Consider the following 16,223-nt stretch of genomic DNA (forward strand, 5'->3'; position numbering starts at 1 on the left):
GACGAGACCTCACCGGTGGTGCGGGACGGGCACCGGGGGCTGCCCGGGCCTGCAGTTCGTGATCGTGCCGGGCCCGCGGAGCTCGACGTTCACCGCGGCGACCCAGCTCCCGGTCGCGGTGCGGAGCCAGCTGGAGCTGCGCTCGCCGGTGTCGGTGGTGGTCGCGCGGCCGATCTCGCCGCAGCGGATCTCGACGTCGTCGCCCACGGGCAGTCGCCCGACCGGGTCGCCCGCGGTGGACGGCGCGGGGCGCAGCGCGACGCCGGTCGGGGCCACGTCGGCGCGGGCGCTGGCGGTCCACGGCCGGATCGGGACGGGGACGGGCGCCGGCTCCGTCCGGACGGCGGCCTGCGCGGGCGGTCGCGAGAGGACCCAGCCCGCGGTGCCGACGGTCCCGAGAAGGACGACGACCACCGCCGCCGTCACCAGCACCACCGACGTCACCGTGCGCCGTCGCCGCGGTCCGGGCGGGGGTCCGGCGGAGGCCGCCGGCTCCGGCTCCGCGGGTACGACGGGGCCGTCCGGCACGCGGGCGGCGGCGGGCGCGCGGACGCCGAGGGAGACGGGCCCGTGGGGCACGGCGGCGGTCAGGACGGCCGACCAACCCCCGGGCGGTGCGTCCCGCAGGGCGGTGGCGAGCGCACCGGCACGATCGGCGTCGCCGCCGAACATCGCGGGGAAGTCCGCCGCGAGAGCGCGGTACAGCCGGGCGGCCTCGTCGGCGGCGGCCTCGGCCTCGGCCCGCCGGCCCTCCGCGCCCCGCCGGACGGCGAGGTCGTCCATCCGCGCGGCCCGCTCGGCCACGGCCAGGTGATCGACGTCCTGATCGGCCACGGCCCGCTCCCTCCCCGGCGTCCCCGTGCCCGTACCCGCCTTACAACGCTCCCCGGTCACGCCACCGGCGCAGCCGTCACGTCGTGTCGATCAGCACGTACAGGCTCGTGATCCTCCCGCCCCGGACGAGGAGCACGTCACGGCCGGACGCGACCGGCGCGCGACCCTCCGCGCCGAGGACCCAGGTGTAGGTGACCAGGTCCTGCGCCCGCTGGACAGGCCCCGAGCGGGTGATCGCGGTGCCCGGCACCTGCGCGTGGAGGGCGTCGATCGCCTCGGACATCCCGGCGTGCCCGGTGCGGGCGGCGTCCGGTTCCCCGACGAGCACGTCCGGCGCGTAGATCTCCGCGACGGCCGCGTCCCGGCCGGTCGGTTCCAGGCGTCCAGGTGCGCGTCGACGAGGGTGCCGATCGGATCGGTCATGTCGCGGTCCGGGGCACGGCCGTCCCGTCCCAGCGGGCGGGGTCGTCCTCCAGTGCCGCGCGGTCCCAGTGGCCGAGGTCCGCGGCGGCCTCGTAGGTGGTGCGGAGGAACTCGGCGACCGCCCGGTCGGGGTCGGGTGCGGCGCGGGCGACCTCGTAGGGCAGCAGGAACTGCTGGAACTCGGTACTGAAGAACGCGCCGTCGGGGCCGACCGGCTGGTCGGCGAACCCGTCCGGCCCGGGGTAGGCGTAGGAGTAGAACGCGCCCTCCTCGCCGCCGCCCGGCCAGAACCCGCAGCTGGACAGCTCCCGGGAGTAGCCCTCGACCATGACCCAGTCCCCGCAGTTGGGTGCCCCGCCCGGGTGCGGCGGGGCCGGCCGCCCGGAGAAGCGGGTGCAGGCGAGGTCCATCGCACCCCAGAAGAAGTGCACCGGGCTGACCTTGCCGACGAAGTGCGACCGGAACTCACCCATCACCCGGTTCGCCTGCAGCAGCTGCCGCCAGAACAGGGCGGCCGCCTCGCCGTCGTAGGAGGTGTGGGTGTAGTCCTCGGCGAAGGGGATCGCCGGGTCGACCTCGTTGGGGTGCGGCCGGATCGGGGCCTCGATCCCGAGCCGGTCGAGCATGTCGAGGACGCGGGCGTAGAACTCCGCGACCGGCATCGGCCGGAGCGGGAGGCTCTGCACCCCGCCGTCGCTGCTGCGGACCTCCAGCTGCTGCCCGACGAAGTCGAACTCGATCTCGAAGGCCCCCGTGCGGTGCGGGACGGTCGACGTCGTCAGCCCGCGCGGGCTGACGTAGAGGGTCACCTGCCACCAGTGGTTCAGCAGGGGCGCGTGGGCCATGCGGATCCTGCCCACGATCTGGGTCCACATGTGCAGGGTGTCGCGGGTGGGGGTCCAGTCGGACACCCGCAGGCTCGGCCAGGTCGTCGTCGCCGGGCTGGTCATCGGTGCTCACATCCTTCGCGGCGCCACGGGAGGGTGACGGTCAACGGTATTCGGGATTGGCGTCGTCGGGGCGGCGCCCGGCGTCCCAGGCCGTGCGCTGGTTGCCGTAGGCGGGGAACCCGCCTGCGCTCCGGAACATCGACGCGAGGTGGAGCAGGTTGTAGGTCATGAACGCGGTGTTGCGGTTGGTGAAGTCGTTCTCCGGACCGCCGGAGCCCTCGTCGAGGTAGGACGGGCCGGGGCCGATCTCGCCGAGCCAGCCCGCGTCGGCCTGGGGCGGGACGGTGAACCCGATGTGCTGCAGGCTGTAGAGAATGCTCATCGCGCAGTGCTTGAGGCCGTCCTCGTTGCCGGTGAGCAGGGCGCCGCCGACGCGTCCGTAGTAGGCGTACTGGCCGTGCTCGTTGAGCACGCCGGAGTAGCCGTAGAGCCGTTCGATCACCCGGCGGGTCACCGAGCTGTTGTCCCCGAGCCAGATGGGTCCGGCGATGACCAGGATGTCGGCGGCCAGGACCCGGGTGAGCAGCGCCGGCCACTCGTCGGTGTCCCACCCGTGCTCGGTCATGTCCGGGCGGACACCGGTGGCGATGTCGTGGTCGACGGCGCGGATCTGGTCGACGCCGACCCCGTTCGCCTCCATGATCGCCACGCTGCGGTCGATCACGCCCTGCGTGTGGCTGCGGCCGGGGGAGCGGTTGAGCGTGCAGTTGATGTACGTCGCCCGCAGCCCGGTGAAGTCGGGTCTCTCGGTCACGGGGGTCACGACGCGGGCGGTTCGACGCGTGCGGAGCGGTTCACCCGCCGAGTGTCGGGCGCCGCGGACGTCCGCGGATCGGTCGGTGGATCGGTCACGACGGAATGTCCGGAAAGGCGCGGTTACCGTGTGACGAGGCGATCCGTCGTGCCGTTGCGGCCCGGCGCGGGAAGGCACGGTGGACCATGGAGCTGTTCGGGCGGCGCGCCGAGACCGCGGCCCTGGACCGGGTGCTGGCACGGGCGGCCGGTGGCGAGGGCTCCGGGCTCGTGCTGTGGGGTGAGCCGGGCATCGGCAAGACCGCCCTGCTCGACCACGCCGTCGGGGCGGCGTCCGGCGCCACGGTCCTGCGGTGCCGGGGCACCCGGATGGAGGCGGGCCTCGCGTTCGCCGCGCTGCACGAGCTGTTGTGGCCGGTGACGGACCGGCTGGACGCGCTCCCCGCACCGCAGGCCGCGGCGCTGCGCGGTGCGCTGGGTCTGAGCCGGGACCCGGCCAACCGCTTCCTCATCGGTGCGGCCGTGCTCTCGCTGCTCTCCGGCCTGGCCCGGGAACGGCCGGTGCTCGTCGTGGTCGACGACGCCCAGTGGATCGACGAGGCGACCGCGCACTGCCTGGGATTCGTCGCGCGGCGGGTGCGGACCGACCCCGTCGTCGTGCTCCTGACCGGGCACGAGGATCCCGCCTCGAGGCCGTGGGAGGGGCTGCCGTCGATGGAGGTCGTCGGCCTGGCCGACGACGACGCACGCCGGCTGGTCGCGGCCGTCGTGCCGGACACCGACGAGACGCTGGTCGACCGCACGGTCCGGACGGCAGGGGGCAACCCGCTGGCGCTGCGCGAGCTGCCCACCCTCGGTCGCGAGGCGCCCCTCCCGGCGGCGGGGGAGCCGGTGGCGGTCGGGCCCCGGTTGCGGCGGGCGTTCTGCGCCCGGGTCGAGACCCTGAAGCCGTCGACGCGGGCGTTGCTGCTGCTGGCGGCGGCCGAGGACCGGGGTGACCGGCACGTCGTGCACCGCGCCGGGGCGGGCTGGGGCGTCGACACGGACGCCTGGGACGAGGCACTGCGCTCGGGTCTGCTCCGTGCGTCGGGAGCCCGGGTGGAGTTCCGGCACCCGCTGGTGCGGGCGGCCGTCTACGACGGCGCTCCCTTCGCGGACCGGCAGGCCGCGCACCGGGCGCTCGCCGCGGTGCTGTCCGGCGACGCCCTCGAGGAACGGGCCTGGCACCTGGCGGCGGCCGCCGAGGGGGCGGACGAGGACGTCGCCGCGCTGCTGGAGCGTGCGGCCGATCGCTGCCTGCAGCGCAGCGCCGGGCCGATGGCGTCCCGCACGCTGCGGCGGGCCGCCGCGCTGTCGCCGGAGCCGGCGGACGCGGCACGCCGGCTGGCCGCCGCCGCCCGCGCCGCGTGGGACGCCGGTCAGGCCGGTGCGGCGCGACGGCTGCTCGACGACGCCGAGCTCCTGGACGGCGTGGACCCCGTCGTCCGGCGCAGCGGTGGGCTGCGCGGGATCCTCGAGTTCGCCTACGGCAGGCCGGAGCGCGCCCACCACTACCTGGCCCGCGACATGACCGAAGTCCCGGGCACCCGCGGCGCGGTGGAGCTGGGCTCGATGGCGGTCCGCGCGGCGTGGTCGGCAGGCCGGCCCGAGCTGCAGCAGGAGGCACTGCGCCGGCTGCTGGATCTCGATGCCGGCGGCGACCCGGAGCTGTCACCGGTCGTGCCGGTGCTGCGGGCCTGGTGGGCCTGCTACGACGAGACCGGGCAGGTCGCCCCCGCCACCCCGGGCAGGAGCAGCGACACCGTCGGCCGGCTCGGCACCGTCCCGTGGGAGCTGCTGCCACCCGTCCCGCTGGTCTGGGCCTGGGGCGCCGAGGGCCCGCTGCACGACGTGCTGACCGTGCAGGCCGCGCAGCTGCGGCGCCGGCATGAGCTCGCCGCGCTGGCGATGGTCCTCTCCCAGACCGCCGTCCTCGACCTCGCCGCGGGCCGGTGGGAGGCGGCCGGGTCCGCGGCGGAGGAGGGACTGCAGCTGGCGGCGGAGGTCGGGGCGGACCACATCGCCACGCAGTGCCGCCTCTCCCTGGCCGGCCTGGCCGCGGCCCGCGGCGACGGGACCCGCACCGAGGAGCTCACCCGGAGCGCACTGGCACTCTCGGTCCCGCGCGGGGTGCGCGCGCTGACGGCCTCCGCGTACTGGCACCGCGGCCGGGCGGCGCTCCTCGGCGGCCGGCCGAAGGAGGCCCTGCGCCACCTGCTGCCGCTCGACGAGCCCGGCCACGAGGCCGCCCACCGCACGGCCGCGCTGCTCGCGGCCCCGGACACCGCGGAGGCGGCGGCGCAGGCCGGGCGCGCCGACGTCGTCGGGGCCCGGGTCGCGACGGTGGCGACGTGGGCCGAGCGCACCGGCGCGGTCTGGGCCCGTTCGGCCGCCCACCGGCTGCGCGCCCTCACCGCGGACGGTCCGGCGGCCGAGACCTCCTACCGTGCGGCCCTCGACGAGGCCGGCGCGTGCGACGACCCGTTCGAGCACGCCCGTACCCGGCTGCTGTACGGCGAGTGGCTGCGGCGGGCGCGCCGCCGGGCCGACGCCCGGCACGAGCTCGCCGCGGCCGCCGACACGTTCGGCCGGCTCGGCGCGGAGCCGCTGCGGGCACGGGCGCTGCGCGAGCAGGACCTGGCGGGCGGGCCGGGCGCCCGCCACGAGCCGGGCTCACCGGCCGGGGCCGGACTGACCGCCCAGGAGCTGCGGGTCGCACGGCTGGCCGCCGACGGCCTGACCAACCGGGAGATCGCGGCACAGCTGCTGATCAGCCACCGCACGGTCGGCCATCACCTGGCCAGCGTCTACCCCAAGCTCGGCATCACCTCGCGCGTCGAGCTCGCCCGGATCGACATGGCGGGGGACCTGCGGTTCCGCGTGGGCGCCGACGAGGGATGACCCGAGACATGCCCCGGTGACCGGCACTGCGTCCGCCGTGATCAACCTATAGCGCGGGGCGGGGCTTGCGGCAAGCCCTCCCTCACGGCGGAGGATCTCCGCTCGACGCACACGCGACGGCGAGGGGGAGTCACGTCATGACGCAGGAGCCGGACTCGGGGACCGGGCCGACGCCGTTCGAGGTGTACGAGCCGGGGGTCCTGCTGCACGGGACCAGGGCCGACCTGGCCGTCGGTGACCTGCTGGTACCCGGCCGCCCCTCGAACTTCGAGGAGGGGCGGATCATGAACCACGTCTACGTGACGGCGACGCTCGACGCCGCGGCCTGGGGTGCCGAGATGGCCGCCGGTGACGGGTCCGGTCGCATCTACGTCGTGGAACCGACCGGAGCCGTCGAGGACGATCCCAACGTCACCGACAAGAAGCACCCCGGCAATCCGACGCGCTCCTACCGGACCCGCGAGCCCGTCCGCATCGTGGGTGAGCTGGAGGACTGGACGGGGCACACCCCCGAGCAGCTGCAGACGATGCGGGACCTCCTCGACGACCTGCGGCGCCGCGGCCTCGCCGTCGTCTACGACTGACGATCCCGCACGAACGAGCCGCGCGAACGAGCTGCGCGAACGAGCCGCGCAGACGGGCCGGCGGCGGGCCGGACCTGTCCGGGGGCGGATCTCGCGGTGGGCGGCGCCGCCCACCGGGGCGCCCGCACAGGACCGCGGACTCCGGGCCCGGCCGGCACGCGCCGCGGCCGAGGACCTTGTCCGGTGAGATCGCTGCCTGGGGAAGCGATTCCATGGAAAGGGTGTGCCGGTGCGGACCAGGCCCGGCGGACAGAGTGGCGCTCTGCCGGGCCGGGCCGGGCCGGGCCGGGCCAGGCCGTGCCGAGCCGGGCCAGGCCAGGCCGTGCCGTGCCGTGCCGTGCCGTGCCGGACACCGTGCGCGTGCCGGACACCGTGCCGTGCGGTGCGGATTCGGAGTCCGATGAGTCGCGGCGCCCCCGCACCCCTCGACGGATCGGTTCGCACGGGTACGCGTCGCTCGCACGGGATCCGACCCCGTGCGAGGCAACCGATCCCGTGCGAACCCGGCCCGGTCCGCGTCGCGTACCCGCCGAGATGCAGCTCAGTGTCGTCCGGAGATCGACATGTCGCGCTGAGGTGCATCTCGATGAGGGTGAGGGTGAGCCGGGTGCGGGGCGGGGGCGGGCCACGAGTCGAGCCACTCGGCTGCCCGGCGGCGGAAGTGCCCGGGGTCGAGCAGGCCCGCTCCGTCGGGGACCGCGCCGAGCAGCGGGGGCGGTCCCGTGGCGAGGCGGCGCCGGTTGTCCTCCTCGATCGGGGACGGGTGCTCCGGCCAGGCGCCGAGGAGGAGCCCGGCGATGACGGCGTCGCGGTGCCGGAGCGCCTCGACGGTCAGCACGGTGTGGTTGAGCGTCCCGAGCCCGCTACGGCAGACGACGACCGTCGCCGACGGCTGCGGTGCGGCGACGGCGAGGTCCGCGAGGGTGTGGCCGTCGGTGCCGAGCTCGACCAGGAGCCCACCGGCGCCCTCGACGATCACATGGTCGTGGGCGGCGCCGAGGGCGGCGATCGTCGCCAGGTGGTCGGGCGCGGCCGGGAGCGGGACGCCCGCGCGGGCCGCGGCAGCGACCGGTGCCATCGGATCGGGCAGCCGCACACCCTCACGGGCCACCGCCGGCGCGGCCAGCCGGACGACGGTGTCGATGTCACCGGCGCCGTCCTCAGTGCCGGCCTGGACGGGCTTGTACACCGCGACGGAGCGGCCCGTCCGGCCGAGGGCGGCGGCGAGCGCGGCGGTGGCGATCGTCTTGCCGACCCCGGTGTCGGTGCCGGTCACGAACAGGACCCGCGGCACCCCGGTCACGACGGCGCCCCGACGGACCCGCCGGTCGACGCGGCCGGACCGACCGAACCGACCGGACCGACCGAACCGGCCGGGCCGACCGAGCGTGCGGCCCGTGCTGCAGCCTCGGCGGCGCGGCCGGGATCGACCCCGGCGCGGGCGACCAGCCGGAGCCGGGAGATCCCGTCGGGGACGCTCGGTGGCCGGAAGCAGCCGACGAGGGTCCCGGCCTCGCCGAGCGTCCGCGCCGCGGCGACCGCGATCTCGGGGCCGGCGGCGGCCAGCGACTGCACCGCACCGGGGGCCCGGACGATCCCGGCCGCGGACGCGACGGCGTCGGCGACCGCGTGCAGCGCGGCGCACGGCCCGGGGTCGGTGTCGATGATCCGGCAGCCCTCGGCTGCCGCCGCGGCGGCAGCCGGGGCGAGCCCGGTGTCGAAGACGAACGTGCGCGCCGTGTTCACGAGGTGCTCGCGCAGCAGCGGCGAGCCGAGCACGGCGCCGCCCTGCGAGCCCAGTGCCTTGGACAGCGTCGCGGTGACGGCGACGTGCGGGGCGCCGGCCAGCCCTGCGGCGTGCACGGCTCCCCGCCCGCCGCCCGCCACGCCGATCCCGTGCGCCTCGTCGACGACGAGCATCGCCCCGTACCGGTGGCACAGCTCGGCGGTCCGGCGCAGGTCGGCGGCGTCGCCGAGCACCGAGTAGATCGACTCCACGACGACCACGGCGCGCTCGTGCTCCCGGTCGCGCAGCAGCTCCTCGAGCGCGCCGGTGTCGGCGTGCGGGCAGATCCGCACCGGTGAGCGCGACAGCCTGGCCCGTCGACCAGCGAGGCGTGCACGTGGGCGTCACTGACGATCAGGGTGCCGGGGTCGCCGAGTGCGGTGAGCAGGCCGACGTTCGCGGCGTACCCGCTCGAGAAGGCGAGTGCCGCCGGCTGCCCGGTGAGCCGCCCGAGCGCGGACTCGAGGTCGTCGTGCGCGCCGGTGGTCCCGGTGACGACCCGGGACGCGCCGGCCCCCGTGCCGTGCCGTCGCAGTGCCTCGGCCGCGGCGGCGACCAGGCGCGGGTCACCGCTCAGCCCGAGGTAGTCGTTCGAGGCGAGGTCGAGGGTCCCCGGACGAGCCCGCGGGTGGCGGGCGGCGTCGGTCGCCCGGACCAGGCCGTCGCGGTGCCGGCGGTCCGCGGCGCCGGCGAGCCAGTCCTCCATCGAGCCCGTCCCGGCAGGCGTGGTCGTCGTCATGCGTTCGGGGCCACGGGCGTACCGGCGCCGCGACGGCGGGAGGCCGGGGTCTGCGCGTCGCCGGTGGCCGACTCGTCGGCGCCCTGGACCCGGAACCCGGCGTCGGCGATGAGCTGGAGGTCGGCCTCCGCCGCCTGGCCCTCGCTGGTCAGGTAGTCACCCAGGAAGATCGAGTTCGCGACGTGCAGGGCGACCGCCTGCAGGGACCGCAGGTGCATCTCCCGGCCGCCGGCGATCCGGACCTCGGTGTCCGGGCACGCGAGCCGAGCCAGGGCGAGGATCCGCAGGCAGCGCTGGGGGTCCAGGGTCCACGTGCCCGCCATCGGCGTGCCCTCGAACGGCATCAGGAAGTTGATCGGGATCGAGTCGGCCCCGAGGTCCCGCAGGGCGAAGATCGCGTCGATCACCTCGTCGTCGGTCTCGCCCATGCCGACGATGAGGCCGGAGCAGGGGGAGAGGCCGGCGTCCCGCGCGCGTTCCACGGTGTCGACGCGGCCGGCGTAGTCGTGTGTCGAGCAGATCGACGAGTACCGCGACTCGGCGGTGTTCAGGTTGTGGTTGTAGGCGTCGACACCGGCCTCGCGCAGGCGTTCGGCCTGGCCGTCGCCCAGGAACCCCAGGCAGGCACAGACCTCGACACCCGGGTGCGCGGACTTGAGCTCCCCGACGACGCCCGCGACCCGCTCCACGTCCCGCGCGCCCGGCCCGCGCCCGCTCGCGACGAGGCAGACCCGCGACGCCCCGCCCGAGATCCCTGCGCCCGCCTGCCGCACGGCCTCGTCGGTCTTCAGCCACGAGTACTTCAGGACGTCCGCCGACGAGCCGAGCCGCTGCGAGCAGTACCCGCAGTCCTCCGGGCACAGCCCCGACTTGAGGTTCACCAGGTAGTTGACCTTCACCCGGTCGCCGAAGTGGGCGCGGCGCAGCCGGCCGGCCGCCGCGACCAGCCCGAGGACCTCGTCGTCGGGAGCGGAGAGCACGGTGCGGGCGTCCTCGCAGTCGAGCACGCCGCCGTCGAGCTGTCGGGAGGCGAGGTCGTCAAAGGTTTTGAACACCGTTCAAACGGTAGCCGGGGCGCCGCCGCGCGACAAGCTCGCCCGGTGGGGACGCGGTCCGGGCCGGACCGCAGACTGGAGCGGGACAGGTGGGGGGAACCGTGCGGTTGAGTCGGGAACGGATCGTCGGGCAGGCCGTCGCCCTGCTCGGGGGGCAGGGCCTGGGCGGCCTGACGATGCGGCGGCTCGCCGACGACCTCGGCGTGCGGCCCGGAGCGCTCTACTACCACGTCCCGAGCAAGCAGGACCTGCTCGTGGACGTCGCGGTCCGGATCCTCGACGACGCGCCGGATCCCGTCCCGACGGATGATCCGCGCGAGGCCGCGATCGCCCTGCGGGCCGCGCTCCTGGCGGTCCGCGACGGCGCCGAGCTCGTGTCGTTCGCGTTCGCCTTCCGGCCCGAGGCGCTGGGACCCCTCCGGGACCTGCGCGACGCGTTCGACGACCGGCTCTCCGAGCGCCGGGCGGGTTGGGCGGCGCGGACGCTCGTGCACTACGTGCTCGGGTTCGTCGCCGAGGAGCAGAACCACGCCGAGCTGGTGCGGACGGGGATCGTCGCCGACGGTGCCGGGCGGAGCCGCGACGACGACGCGGAGGCGTTCCACTTCGGCGTGGCCGCGATCGTGTCCGGGCTGTCGACGGATCCGGAGGCGCTGGGGCCCGCGCCCGGGACCGGCCGGAGCTGACCGGGCCGGACCGGGGTGCGGGCCGGTCGGCCCTGCCCGTCCCGGGTGCCCCGGCGGGACGCTTACCCGCATGACGACGTCGTCGAGCGTCCCCGGGCCCTTCCTCCCGGCCTGGCTGCGGCGGCTGACCGGCGGTTCCGGCGCGTCCGGGACCGGCGCGCGCGGCGACGGGGAGGACGCCGGCGACGGGCACCGGAGGGCCGGGCCGGTCGTCGCGGTCGGGGACGGGGAGCTGGCCGACCACGTCGCCTGCTGGGCGGAGCAGCTGGCGCGCCGGGCGGGACGTGACCTGCGCCTGGTCGTGGCCGTCGGCGCCCGGTCGCCCGACGACCGGCCGGTGTCCCGCGGCGCGGCGGTTCTCGTGCGGCAGCGCCTCGACCGGGTCGCCGACGACGTCGCGGTCCGGTCGGGCGAGGTCGACGTCGAGGCGGAGGTGCGCATCGGGAGGTGGGCCGACGTCGTCGCCGACGAGGTGCGGGGCGCGGCGGTGGTCGTCGTGCCGCCCGGCGCCCGCCCGGTGCGGCCCTCGCCGGTGGTGCGGTCCGCACCCGTGCCGCCCCGCCGTCGTCCCGCTCCCGGGGGTGTCCCGCACCGTCTGACCGCGGCCGACGCCGGACCGGGGGCGTTGCCGACCGCCTGACCGGCGGGCGGGCCCGGGGACCGCGGTTGACCATGCCGCTACGGCTGGGTGTTCACTGTCGACGGACCCGGCACGGGCGTCCGGAACGGAGCGATGTCGACATGACCCACCGCCGCAGCATCGGCCGATGGACGGGGTGGGTGACGGTCGCGCTCGTGCTCGTCGTCCTCGCCGCGACCCCCTCGGCAGCGGCCCCGGCCGCCGGGCCCGCCCCGGGCGGGGACCGGACGGGCAGCTACTCCAGCTCCGAGGGGCGGCTGGCCTACCAGGTACACGTCCCGCCGTCGTGGCGGCCGGACCGGCCGATGCCGGTGGTCGTCGCCGTGCACGGGTGCGCGATGAGCGGCTACGGGCTGAACTCGATGAAGGCCACCACCCGCTTCGACGACCTCGCCGACCGGGAGGGGTTCCTCGTCGTCTACCCGACGCAGTCGCTCCTGCGGAACGTCCAGATGTGCTGGAACTCGCTGTCCCCGGACCACCAGGATCGGGGCCGCGGCGAGCCCGAGCTGCTCGCCGGGATGATCCGCCAGGTCGTCGGCGAGTACGGGGCGGACGCCCGGCAGGTGCACGTCGCGGGGGCCTCGTCCGGGGCGGGGACGGCCGTGATCCTCGGGGTCACCTACCCGGACCTCGTCGCGACCGTCACCTCGGTCGCGGGTGGCGAGTACGGGTTCCACCGCGCCCAGGACGACCTCGACGCGGTCACCCCGGTCGACAACGCCCGCCTCGCGCGGTCCGTGATGGGGACGCGCGCCCGGCACGTGCCGCTGCTCGTCGTGCAGGGCGACCAGGACGAGGTCGTGCCGCCGTTCATGGCGGACCGGCTGGTGCAGCAGTGTGTGGTTCCCCCAAGATCGTGGAGGGTTCCCTATGCCGCGTCTCGGGTGAGAGCGGCGTTCTCGTAGTTGATCGGTGAGAGCCCGCCCGCGGCGCTGTGTCGCCGGCGGTGGTTGTAGAAGCCGTAGCACCAGTCGATGACCACCGCCCGCGCCCTGCTGGTGGTGTCGAAGTCGTTGCGGGACAATACTTCCCACTCCAGGCTGGAGAAGAACGCCTCCGCCGCGGCGTTGTCGAAACACGACCCGACCCGACCCATCGACTGGCGGATCTCCAGCCGCCGACACAGCGCGGTGAACGCCCCGGCGGTGTAGGTCGACCCGCGGTCGGTGTGAAAGATCACTCCTCGGATCTAGCCCGCCCCACCGCGGGCCGCGGTGGCCATCCGGATGGCCTCACACGCCAGCTCGGCGTTCGGGTGCAGTCCGGTGGCCGCGCCGAGCAACCGCCGCGAGTACAGGTCGATCACCGTGGCCAGATACAGCTTCCCGGCCGCGGTGGGGATCTCGGTCATGTCCCCGACCCAGCGGCGGTTCGGCTCGGCCGCGGTGAAGTCGCGTCTGAGCAGGTCGGGGAACTTCGGCGTTGCGCGGTCCTGACGGGCCAGCCCGTTGCGTCTCTTGATCCGGCGCGCGACCAGGCCCTGGCGACGCATCGAGTCCGCCACAGTCTTCTCCGAGACCTGCCAGCCGGCCTCACGCAGGTCCGCGTGCAACCTCGGCGAGCCGTGCAACCGCTGGGCAGCGTCGAACGCCACGCCCACCGCGGCGTCGAGCCGGGTCCGCCGCTGCTCGGTCGCGGTCGTGCCACCGTCGGGGCTGCCGGCGCGCTGCAGCCACTTGTACAGCCACGAGATCGACACCCCGAGCAGGGCACAGGCCAGCGTGTGCGGCACCCGGTGGAAGGTCCTCTGGTCGGCGATGAAACGGGCCACGCTCACCTCGTCGCCTCCTTGACCCACAGGACCACGGATCGCTTGAGGACATCACGCTCCATCCGCAGCTCGGCGTTCTCCGCACGCAACCGCTTGAGCTCCTCGACGTCCCCGCGGGACAGGCCCTCGGTCTCCTCACGGGCCTCACGGGCGCGGGCCACCCAGTTGCCCAGCGTGCCCTCGTTGACCCCCAGGTCTCTGGCGACCTGGGCGATCGGCTTGCCCGTCTCCTCGACGATCCGGACCGCCCCGTCACGGAACTCCCGGTCGTATCGCTTCCGTACCTCTGGCATCGCTACCCCTTATAGCTGATGCCTCCCCGATCATGGGGGAAACCGCACGGCACCTGGTACGCCGCGCTCGCCGGGCCGCTGGTCGTCCACGACGGGCTGCTCGACGCGCTCGCCGCACTGCTCCCGCCCGGCGCCGCGCTGCCGCTGTCGGTGACCCTCCCCGGCGGCCCGCAGGGGCTGCCACGCGTCCTCGACCGGGCGGCCGCCCTGCCGGTGCGGCTGGTGTCGGTCGAGATCGCCGCGCCCGCCGGGACGGCCCCGGACGGTGCCGCTGTCGCGCCGCCGCCCACCGGCGGCCCGGACGTCTACGTCGAGATCCCACGCGACGACCGCCGCGACGCGTTCCTCACCGGTCTCCCCGCCGGGGTCCTCGCCAAGTTCCGCACCGGCGGTGTCCGCGCCGACCTCCACCCCGGCGAGGACGAGCTCGCGGCGGGGCTCGCCGGCGCCGTCGCCGCCGGGCGGCCGTTCAAGGCCACCGCCGGCCTGCACCACGCGGTGCGGCACTCCGACCCGGCCACCGGATTCGAGCAGCACGGGTTCCTCAACGTGCTGCTGGCGACCGACGCGCTGCTCCGCGGAGGGACCGCGGCCGACGCCGCCGCGCTGCTGGCCGAGAGGGCCGGCGCCGTCGTCGCTGGCCGGGTCCACGACCTCGACGCCGCCCGGGTGGACCGCGCCCGCGCCGCGTTCCGGTCGTTCGGCACCTGCAGCATCACCGACCCACTCACCGACCTGATCCACCTGGGCGTCTGCACCGCCCCACCGACGGAAGGAGCGCTCCCGTGAGCGCCGTCGACATCCCGGCCGGCTCGCCGTTCGGGCCCGGGAACCTGCCCTACGGCGTCTTCTCCACCGGAGACGACGACCGGCCCCGGCCCGGGGTGCGGCTCGGCGACACCGTCCTCGACCTGGGTGTCCTGCTGGGCACCGCGGGCGACGACGCGGTGTTCGCCGCACCGGCCCTGAACCCGTTCATGGCGCAGGGCCCGGCGCGCTGGGCACAGGTCCGCGAACGGCTCACCGCGCTCGTCGCGGGCGACGTGCCCGACGCCGCCCGCCACCCGGCCGGCACCGTGCGGATGCACCTGCCGTTCGAGGTCGCGGACTACGTCGACTTCTACGCCTCCGAGCACCACGCGTCGAACCTCGGGCGGCTGTTCCGGCCGGACGCCGAGCCGCTCCTGCCGAACTGGAAGCACCTTCCGGTCGGCTACCACGGCCGGGCCGGGACGGTCGTCGCCTCCGGTACCGAGATCGTGCGGCCGTGCGGGCAGCGGAAGGCGCCCGGCGACACCGTCCCGGACCACGGGCCCAGCCGCCGGCTCGACATCGAGGCCGAGCTCGGCTTCGTCGTCGGTGCCGGGTCCCGCCTGGGCTCCCGGATCGCCGTCGACGACGTCGCGGACCACCTGTTCGGCGCCGTCCTGATCAACGACTGGTCGGCCCGCGACATCCAGGCCTGGGAGTACGTCCCGCTGGGCCCGCACCTGGGCAAGAGCTTCGCGACGTCGGTCGGGGCCTGGGTGGTGCCGCTCGCGGCGCTGGAGCACGCCCGCATCCCGCTGCCCGGGCAGGACCCGGAGCCGCTGCCGTACCTGCGCGGCACGGAGACCTGGGGACTCGACGTCGACATGGCCGTCAGATGGAACGGCGTCGAGGTCACCCGGCCGCCCTACCGCGAGATGTACTGGTCCCCGGCGCAGATGCTCGCCCACCTGACGACGAACGGCGCGTCGAGCCGCACCGGTGACCTCCTCGCCTCCGGCACGGTGTCCGGGCCCGCGAAGGACCAGCGGGGCGCCTTCATCGAGCTGACCTGGGGCGGCGCCGAACCGGTCACGGTGAACGGCGAGCAGCGGACCTTCCTGCTCGACGACGACGAGGTCACGATCACCGCCACCGCCCCCGGACCGGACGGCACCCGGATCGGCTTCGGGGAGGTCACCGGCCGCATCCGGCCCGCACTCCCCTGAGCCGGTCCGGTGCCGGTCAGCGGTCCTCGCCGTAGGCGGCGGCGATCTCCTCCGGGCCGGCGCACCGGCTGTACGTCGGACCCTGCGGCCAGCCCTCCGGGGAGTCCTGCCACACCTCCTGACGGCCGTAGGGCAGCAGGTTGACGAGCCCGAACAGGTAGCTCAGCTGCTCGGTGCCGCGGCCGTCGGTGTGCCAGGTCCGGTACACGGTGTCCCCGTCACGCAGGAACACGTTGACCGCGAACCCGGCGTCCGGCGGGGCACCGACGTCACTGCCGAACGTGCTGTTCGCCGTCGAGTACGAGGTCATCGTGTTGCCGACCCGGTGCTTGTAGGCCAGTGCCTCGTCGATCGGGCCCTGGGTGACGATCACGAACCGGGCGTCGAACTTCTCCAGCCCGGCGAGCCGGGTGAACTGCGAGGTGAACCCGGTGCAGCCGCCGCACTGCCATTCGGCACCGGCGTGCCACATGTGGCTGTAGACGATCAGCTGGGGGTGCTCGCCGAAGAGGTCGGCGAGGTGGACCGGGCCGTCCTCGCCGTCGAGTACGTAGTCGGGCATCTCGACCATGGGCAGCCGCCGCCGCCGCTGCGCGGCGACGGCGTCGAGCTCGCGGGTGGCGGCCTTCTCCCGGACCCGCAGCGCGGCCAGCTCGGACCGCCAGGTCGCGGCGTCGACGACGGGCGGGAGGGCGGTGGCGGTGGCGGACATGGTGCCTCCGGACGGTCGTGTTCCTGTCTGGAGGTGGTGACTCCCTCGCCGCGCCGTACTCATCGGTGGCCGCGGCGC

At 75.4% G+C, this 16,223-nt stretch carries 18 protein-coding genes and 1 pseudogene; 7 read left to right on the forward strand and 12 right to left on the reverse strand.

Annotated features, from left to right (window positions below; translation table 11 throughout):
- Positions 1–9 precede the first annotated feature (9 nt).
- The 4 genes from Ae150APs1_RS25480 to Ae150APs1_RS25495 all read right to left on the reverse strand — a co-directional run bounded on the left by Ae150APs1_RS25480 (position 10) and on the right by Ae150APs1_RS25495 (position 2,961).
- Positions 10–834 (reverse strand): SH3 domain-containing protein, encoded by an 825-nt coding sequence (locus Ae150APs1_RS25480; RefSeq protein WP_075300772.1) that lies wholly within the window; start codon positions 832–834, stop codon positions 10–12.
- A gap of 76 nt (positions 835–910) precedes the next feature.
- A complete protein-coding gene (locus tag Ae150APs1_RS25485) occupies positions 911–1,213 on the reverse strand; it encodes a nuclear transport factor 2 family protein (protein ID WP_083680483.1) in 303 nt (100 codons plus the stop codon).
- Between the two features lie 40 nt (positions 1,214–1,253).
- Positions 1,254–2,207 (reverse strand): DUF5996 family protein, encoded by a 954-nt coding sequence (locus tag Ae150APs1_RS25490; protein ID WP_075300773.1) that lies wholly within the window; start codon positions 2,205–2,207, stop codon positions 1,254–1,256.
- A 40-nt stretch (positions 2,208–2,247) separates the two neighbouring features.
- Entirely contained in the window at positions 2,248–2,961 is a 714-nt protein-coding gene (locus Ae150APs1_RS25495; protein ID WP_075300774.1) for a flavodoxin family protein, read from the reverse strand.
- Positions 2,962–3,146: 185 nt separating this feature from the next.
- On the opposite strand from Ae150APs1_RS25495, the gene Ae150APs1_RS25500 reads away from it, so the two are divergent.
- The gene (locus Ae150APs1_RS25500; RefSeq protein WP_075300775.1) at positions 3,147–5,900 is read left to right on the forward strand and encodes a LuxR family transcriptional regulator; all 2,754 of its coding nucleotides are present in this window, start codon (positions 3,147–3,149) and stop codon (positions 5,898–5,900) included.
- 137 nt (positions 5,901–6,037) lie between these two features.
- The gene (gene arr, locus Ae150APs1_RS25505) at positions 6,038–6,484 is read left to right on the forward strand and encodes an NAD(+)--rifampin ADP-ribosyltransferase (RefSeq protein WP_075300776.1); all 447 of its coding nucleotides are present in this window, start codon (positions 6,038–6,040) and stop codon (positions 6,482–6,484) included.
- A 541-nt stretch (positions 6,485–7,025) separates the two neighbouring features.
- On the opposite strand, the gene bioD is transcribed toward arr, so the two are convergent.
- The 4 genes and pseudogenes from bioD to bioB all read right to left on the reverse strand — a co-directional run bounded on the left by bioD (position 7,026) and on the right by bioB (position 10,064).
- The gene (bioD, locus tag Ae150APs1_RS25510) at positions 7,026–7,787 is read right to left on the reverse strand and encodes a dethiobiotin synthase (RefSeq protein WP_075300778.1); all 762 of its coding nucleotides are present in this window, start codon (positions 7,785–7,787) and stop codon (positions 7,026–7,028) included.
- A complete protein-coding gene (locus tag Ae150APs1_RS25515; protein ID WP_254849408.1) occupies positions 7,784–8,563 on the reverse strand; it encodes an aminotransferase class I/II-fold pyridoxal phosphate-dependent enzyme in 780 nt (259 codons plus the stop codon). Before Ae150APs1_RS25515 ends, bioD begins: the two co-directional genes overlap by 4 nt.
- A gap of 83 nt (positions 8,564–8,646) precedes the next feature.
- A pseudogene (locus Ae150APs1_RS34440) lies at positions 8,647–9,009 on the reverse strand (aminotransferase class I/II-fold pyridoxal phosphate-dependent enzyme); the annotation flags it as partial.
- Entirely contained in the window at positions 9,006–10,064 is a 1,059-nt protein-coding gene (gene bioB / locus Ae150APs1_RS25520; protein WP_075300780.1) for a biotin synthase BioB, read from the reverse strand. The pseudogene Ae150APs1_RS34440 and the gene bioB, both read right to left, overlap by 4 nt.
- A 101-nt stretch (positions 10,065–10,165) precedes the next feature.
- Between bioB and Ae150APs1_RS25525 the strand changes: the two genes are divergently transcribed.
- The 3 genes from Ae150APs1_RS25525 (at position 10,166) to Ae150APs1_RS25535 (ending at position 12,298) form a co-directional block, all read left to right on the forward strand.
- Entirely contained in the window at positions 10,166–10,750 is a 585-nt protein-coding gene (locus tag Ae150APs1_RS25525) for a TetR family transcriptional regulator (protein ID WP_010234508.1), read from the forward strand.
- Between the two features lie 70 nt (positions 10,751–10,820).
- Positions 10,821–11,390 (forward strand): universal stress protein, encoded by a 570-nt coding sequence (locus Ae150APs1_RS32265; protein ID WP_075300782.1) that lies wholly within the window; start codon positions 10,821–10,823, stop codon positions 11,388–11,390.
- Positions 11,391–11,530: 140 nt separating this feature from the next.
- Positions 11,531–12,298, forward strand: coding sequence for a PHB depolymerase family esterase (locus Ae150APs1_RS25535; protein WP_170918132.1), 768 nt, complete (start codon positions 11,531–11,533; stop codon positions 12,296–12,298).
- On the opposite strand, the gene Ae150APs1_RS33005 is transcribed toward Ae150APs1_RS25535, so the two are convergent.
- The 3 genes from Ae150APs1_RS33005 to Ae150APs1_RS25545 are packed head-to-tail and all read right to left on the reverse strand — an operon-like array spanning position 12,262 to position 13,457.
- Positions 12,262–12,573, reverse strand: coding sequence for an integrase core domain-containing protein (locus Ae150APs1_RS33005; RefSeq protein ID WP_212567129.1), 312 nt, complete (start codon positions 12,571–12,573; stop codon positions 12,262–12,264). The genes Ae150APs1_RS25535 and Ae150APs1_RS33005 overlap by 37 nt on opposite strands.
- Positions 12,574–12,582: 9 nt before the next feature.
- Positions 12,583–13,170, reverse strand: coding sequence for a DDE-type integrase/transposase/recombinase (locus Ae150APs1_RS33010; RefSeq protein WP_212567260.1), 588 nt, complete (start codon positions 13,168–13,170; stop codon positions 12,583–12,585).
- The gene (locus Ae150APs1_RS25545) at positions 13,167–13,457 is read right to left on the reverse strand and encodes a transposase (RefSeq protein ID WP_075295029.1); all 291 of its coding nucleotides are present in this window, start codon (positions 13,455–13,457) and stop codon (positions 13,167–13,169) included. The genes Ae150APs1_RS33010 and Ae150APs1_RS25545 overlap by 4 nt, the downstream gene beginning before the upstream one ends.
- 18 nt (positions 13,458–13,475) lie before the next feature.
- Between Ae150APs1_RS25545 and Ae150APs1_RS25550 the strand changes: the two genes are divergently transcribed.
- The gene (locus Ae150APs1_RS25550; protein ID WP_075300786.1) at positions 13,476–14,246 is read left to right on the forward strand and encodes a hypothetical protein; all 771 of its coding nucleotides are present in this window, start codon (positions 13,476–13,478) and stop codon (positions 14,244–14,246) included.
- Entirely contained in the window at positions 14,243–15,433 is a 1,191-nt protein-coding gene (gene fahA / locus Ae150APs1_RS25555) for a fumarylacetoacetase (RefSeq protein ID WP_075300788.1), read from the forward strand. Before Ae150APs1_RS25550 ends, fahA begins: the two co-directional genes overlap by 4 nt.
- A gap of 16 nt (positions 15,434–15,449) precedes the next feature.
- Here the strand turns inward: fahA and Ae150APs1_RS25560 are convergent, their stop codons facing one another.
- Positions 15,450–16,145 carry a DUF899 family protein gene (locus Ae150APs1_RS25560; protein ID WP_075300790.1) on the reverse strand — a complete coding sequence of 232 codons (696 nt, stop codon included), beginning with the start codon at positions 16,143–16,145 and terminating at the stop codon, positions 15,450–15,452.
- Between the last annotated feature and the right edge of the window lie 78 nt (positions 16,146–16,223).

Origin of the sequence: Pseudonocardia sp. Ae150A_Ps1 (genome assembly GCF_001932315.1) — a bacterium.
Classification (GTDB): domain Bacteria; phylum Actinomycetota; class Actinomycetes; order Mycobacteriales; family Pseudonocardiaceae; genus Pseudonocardia.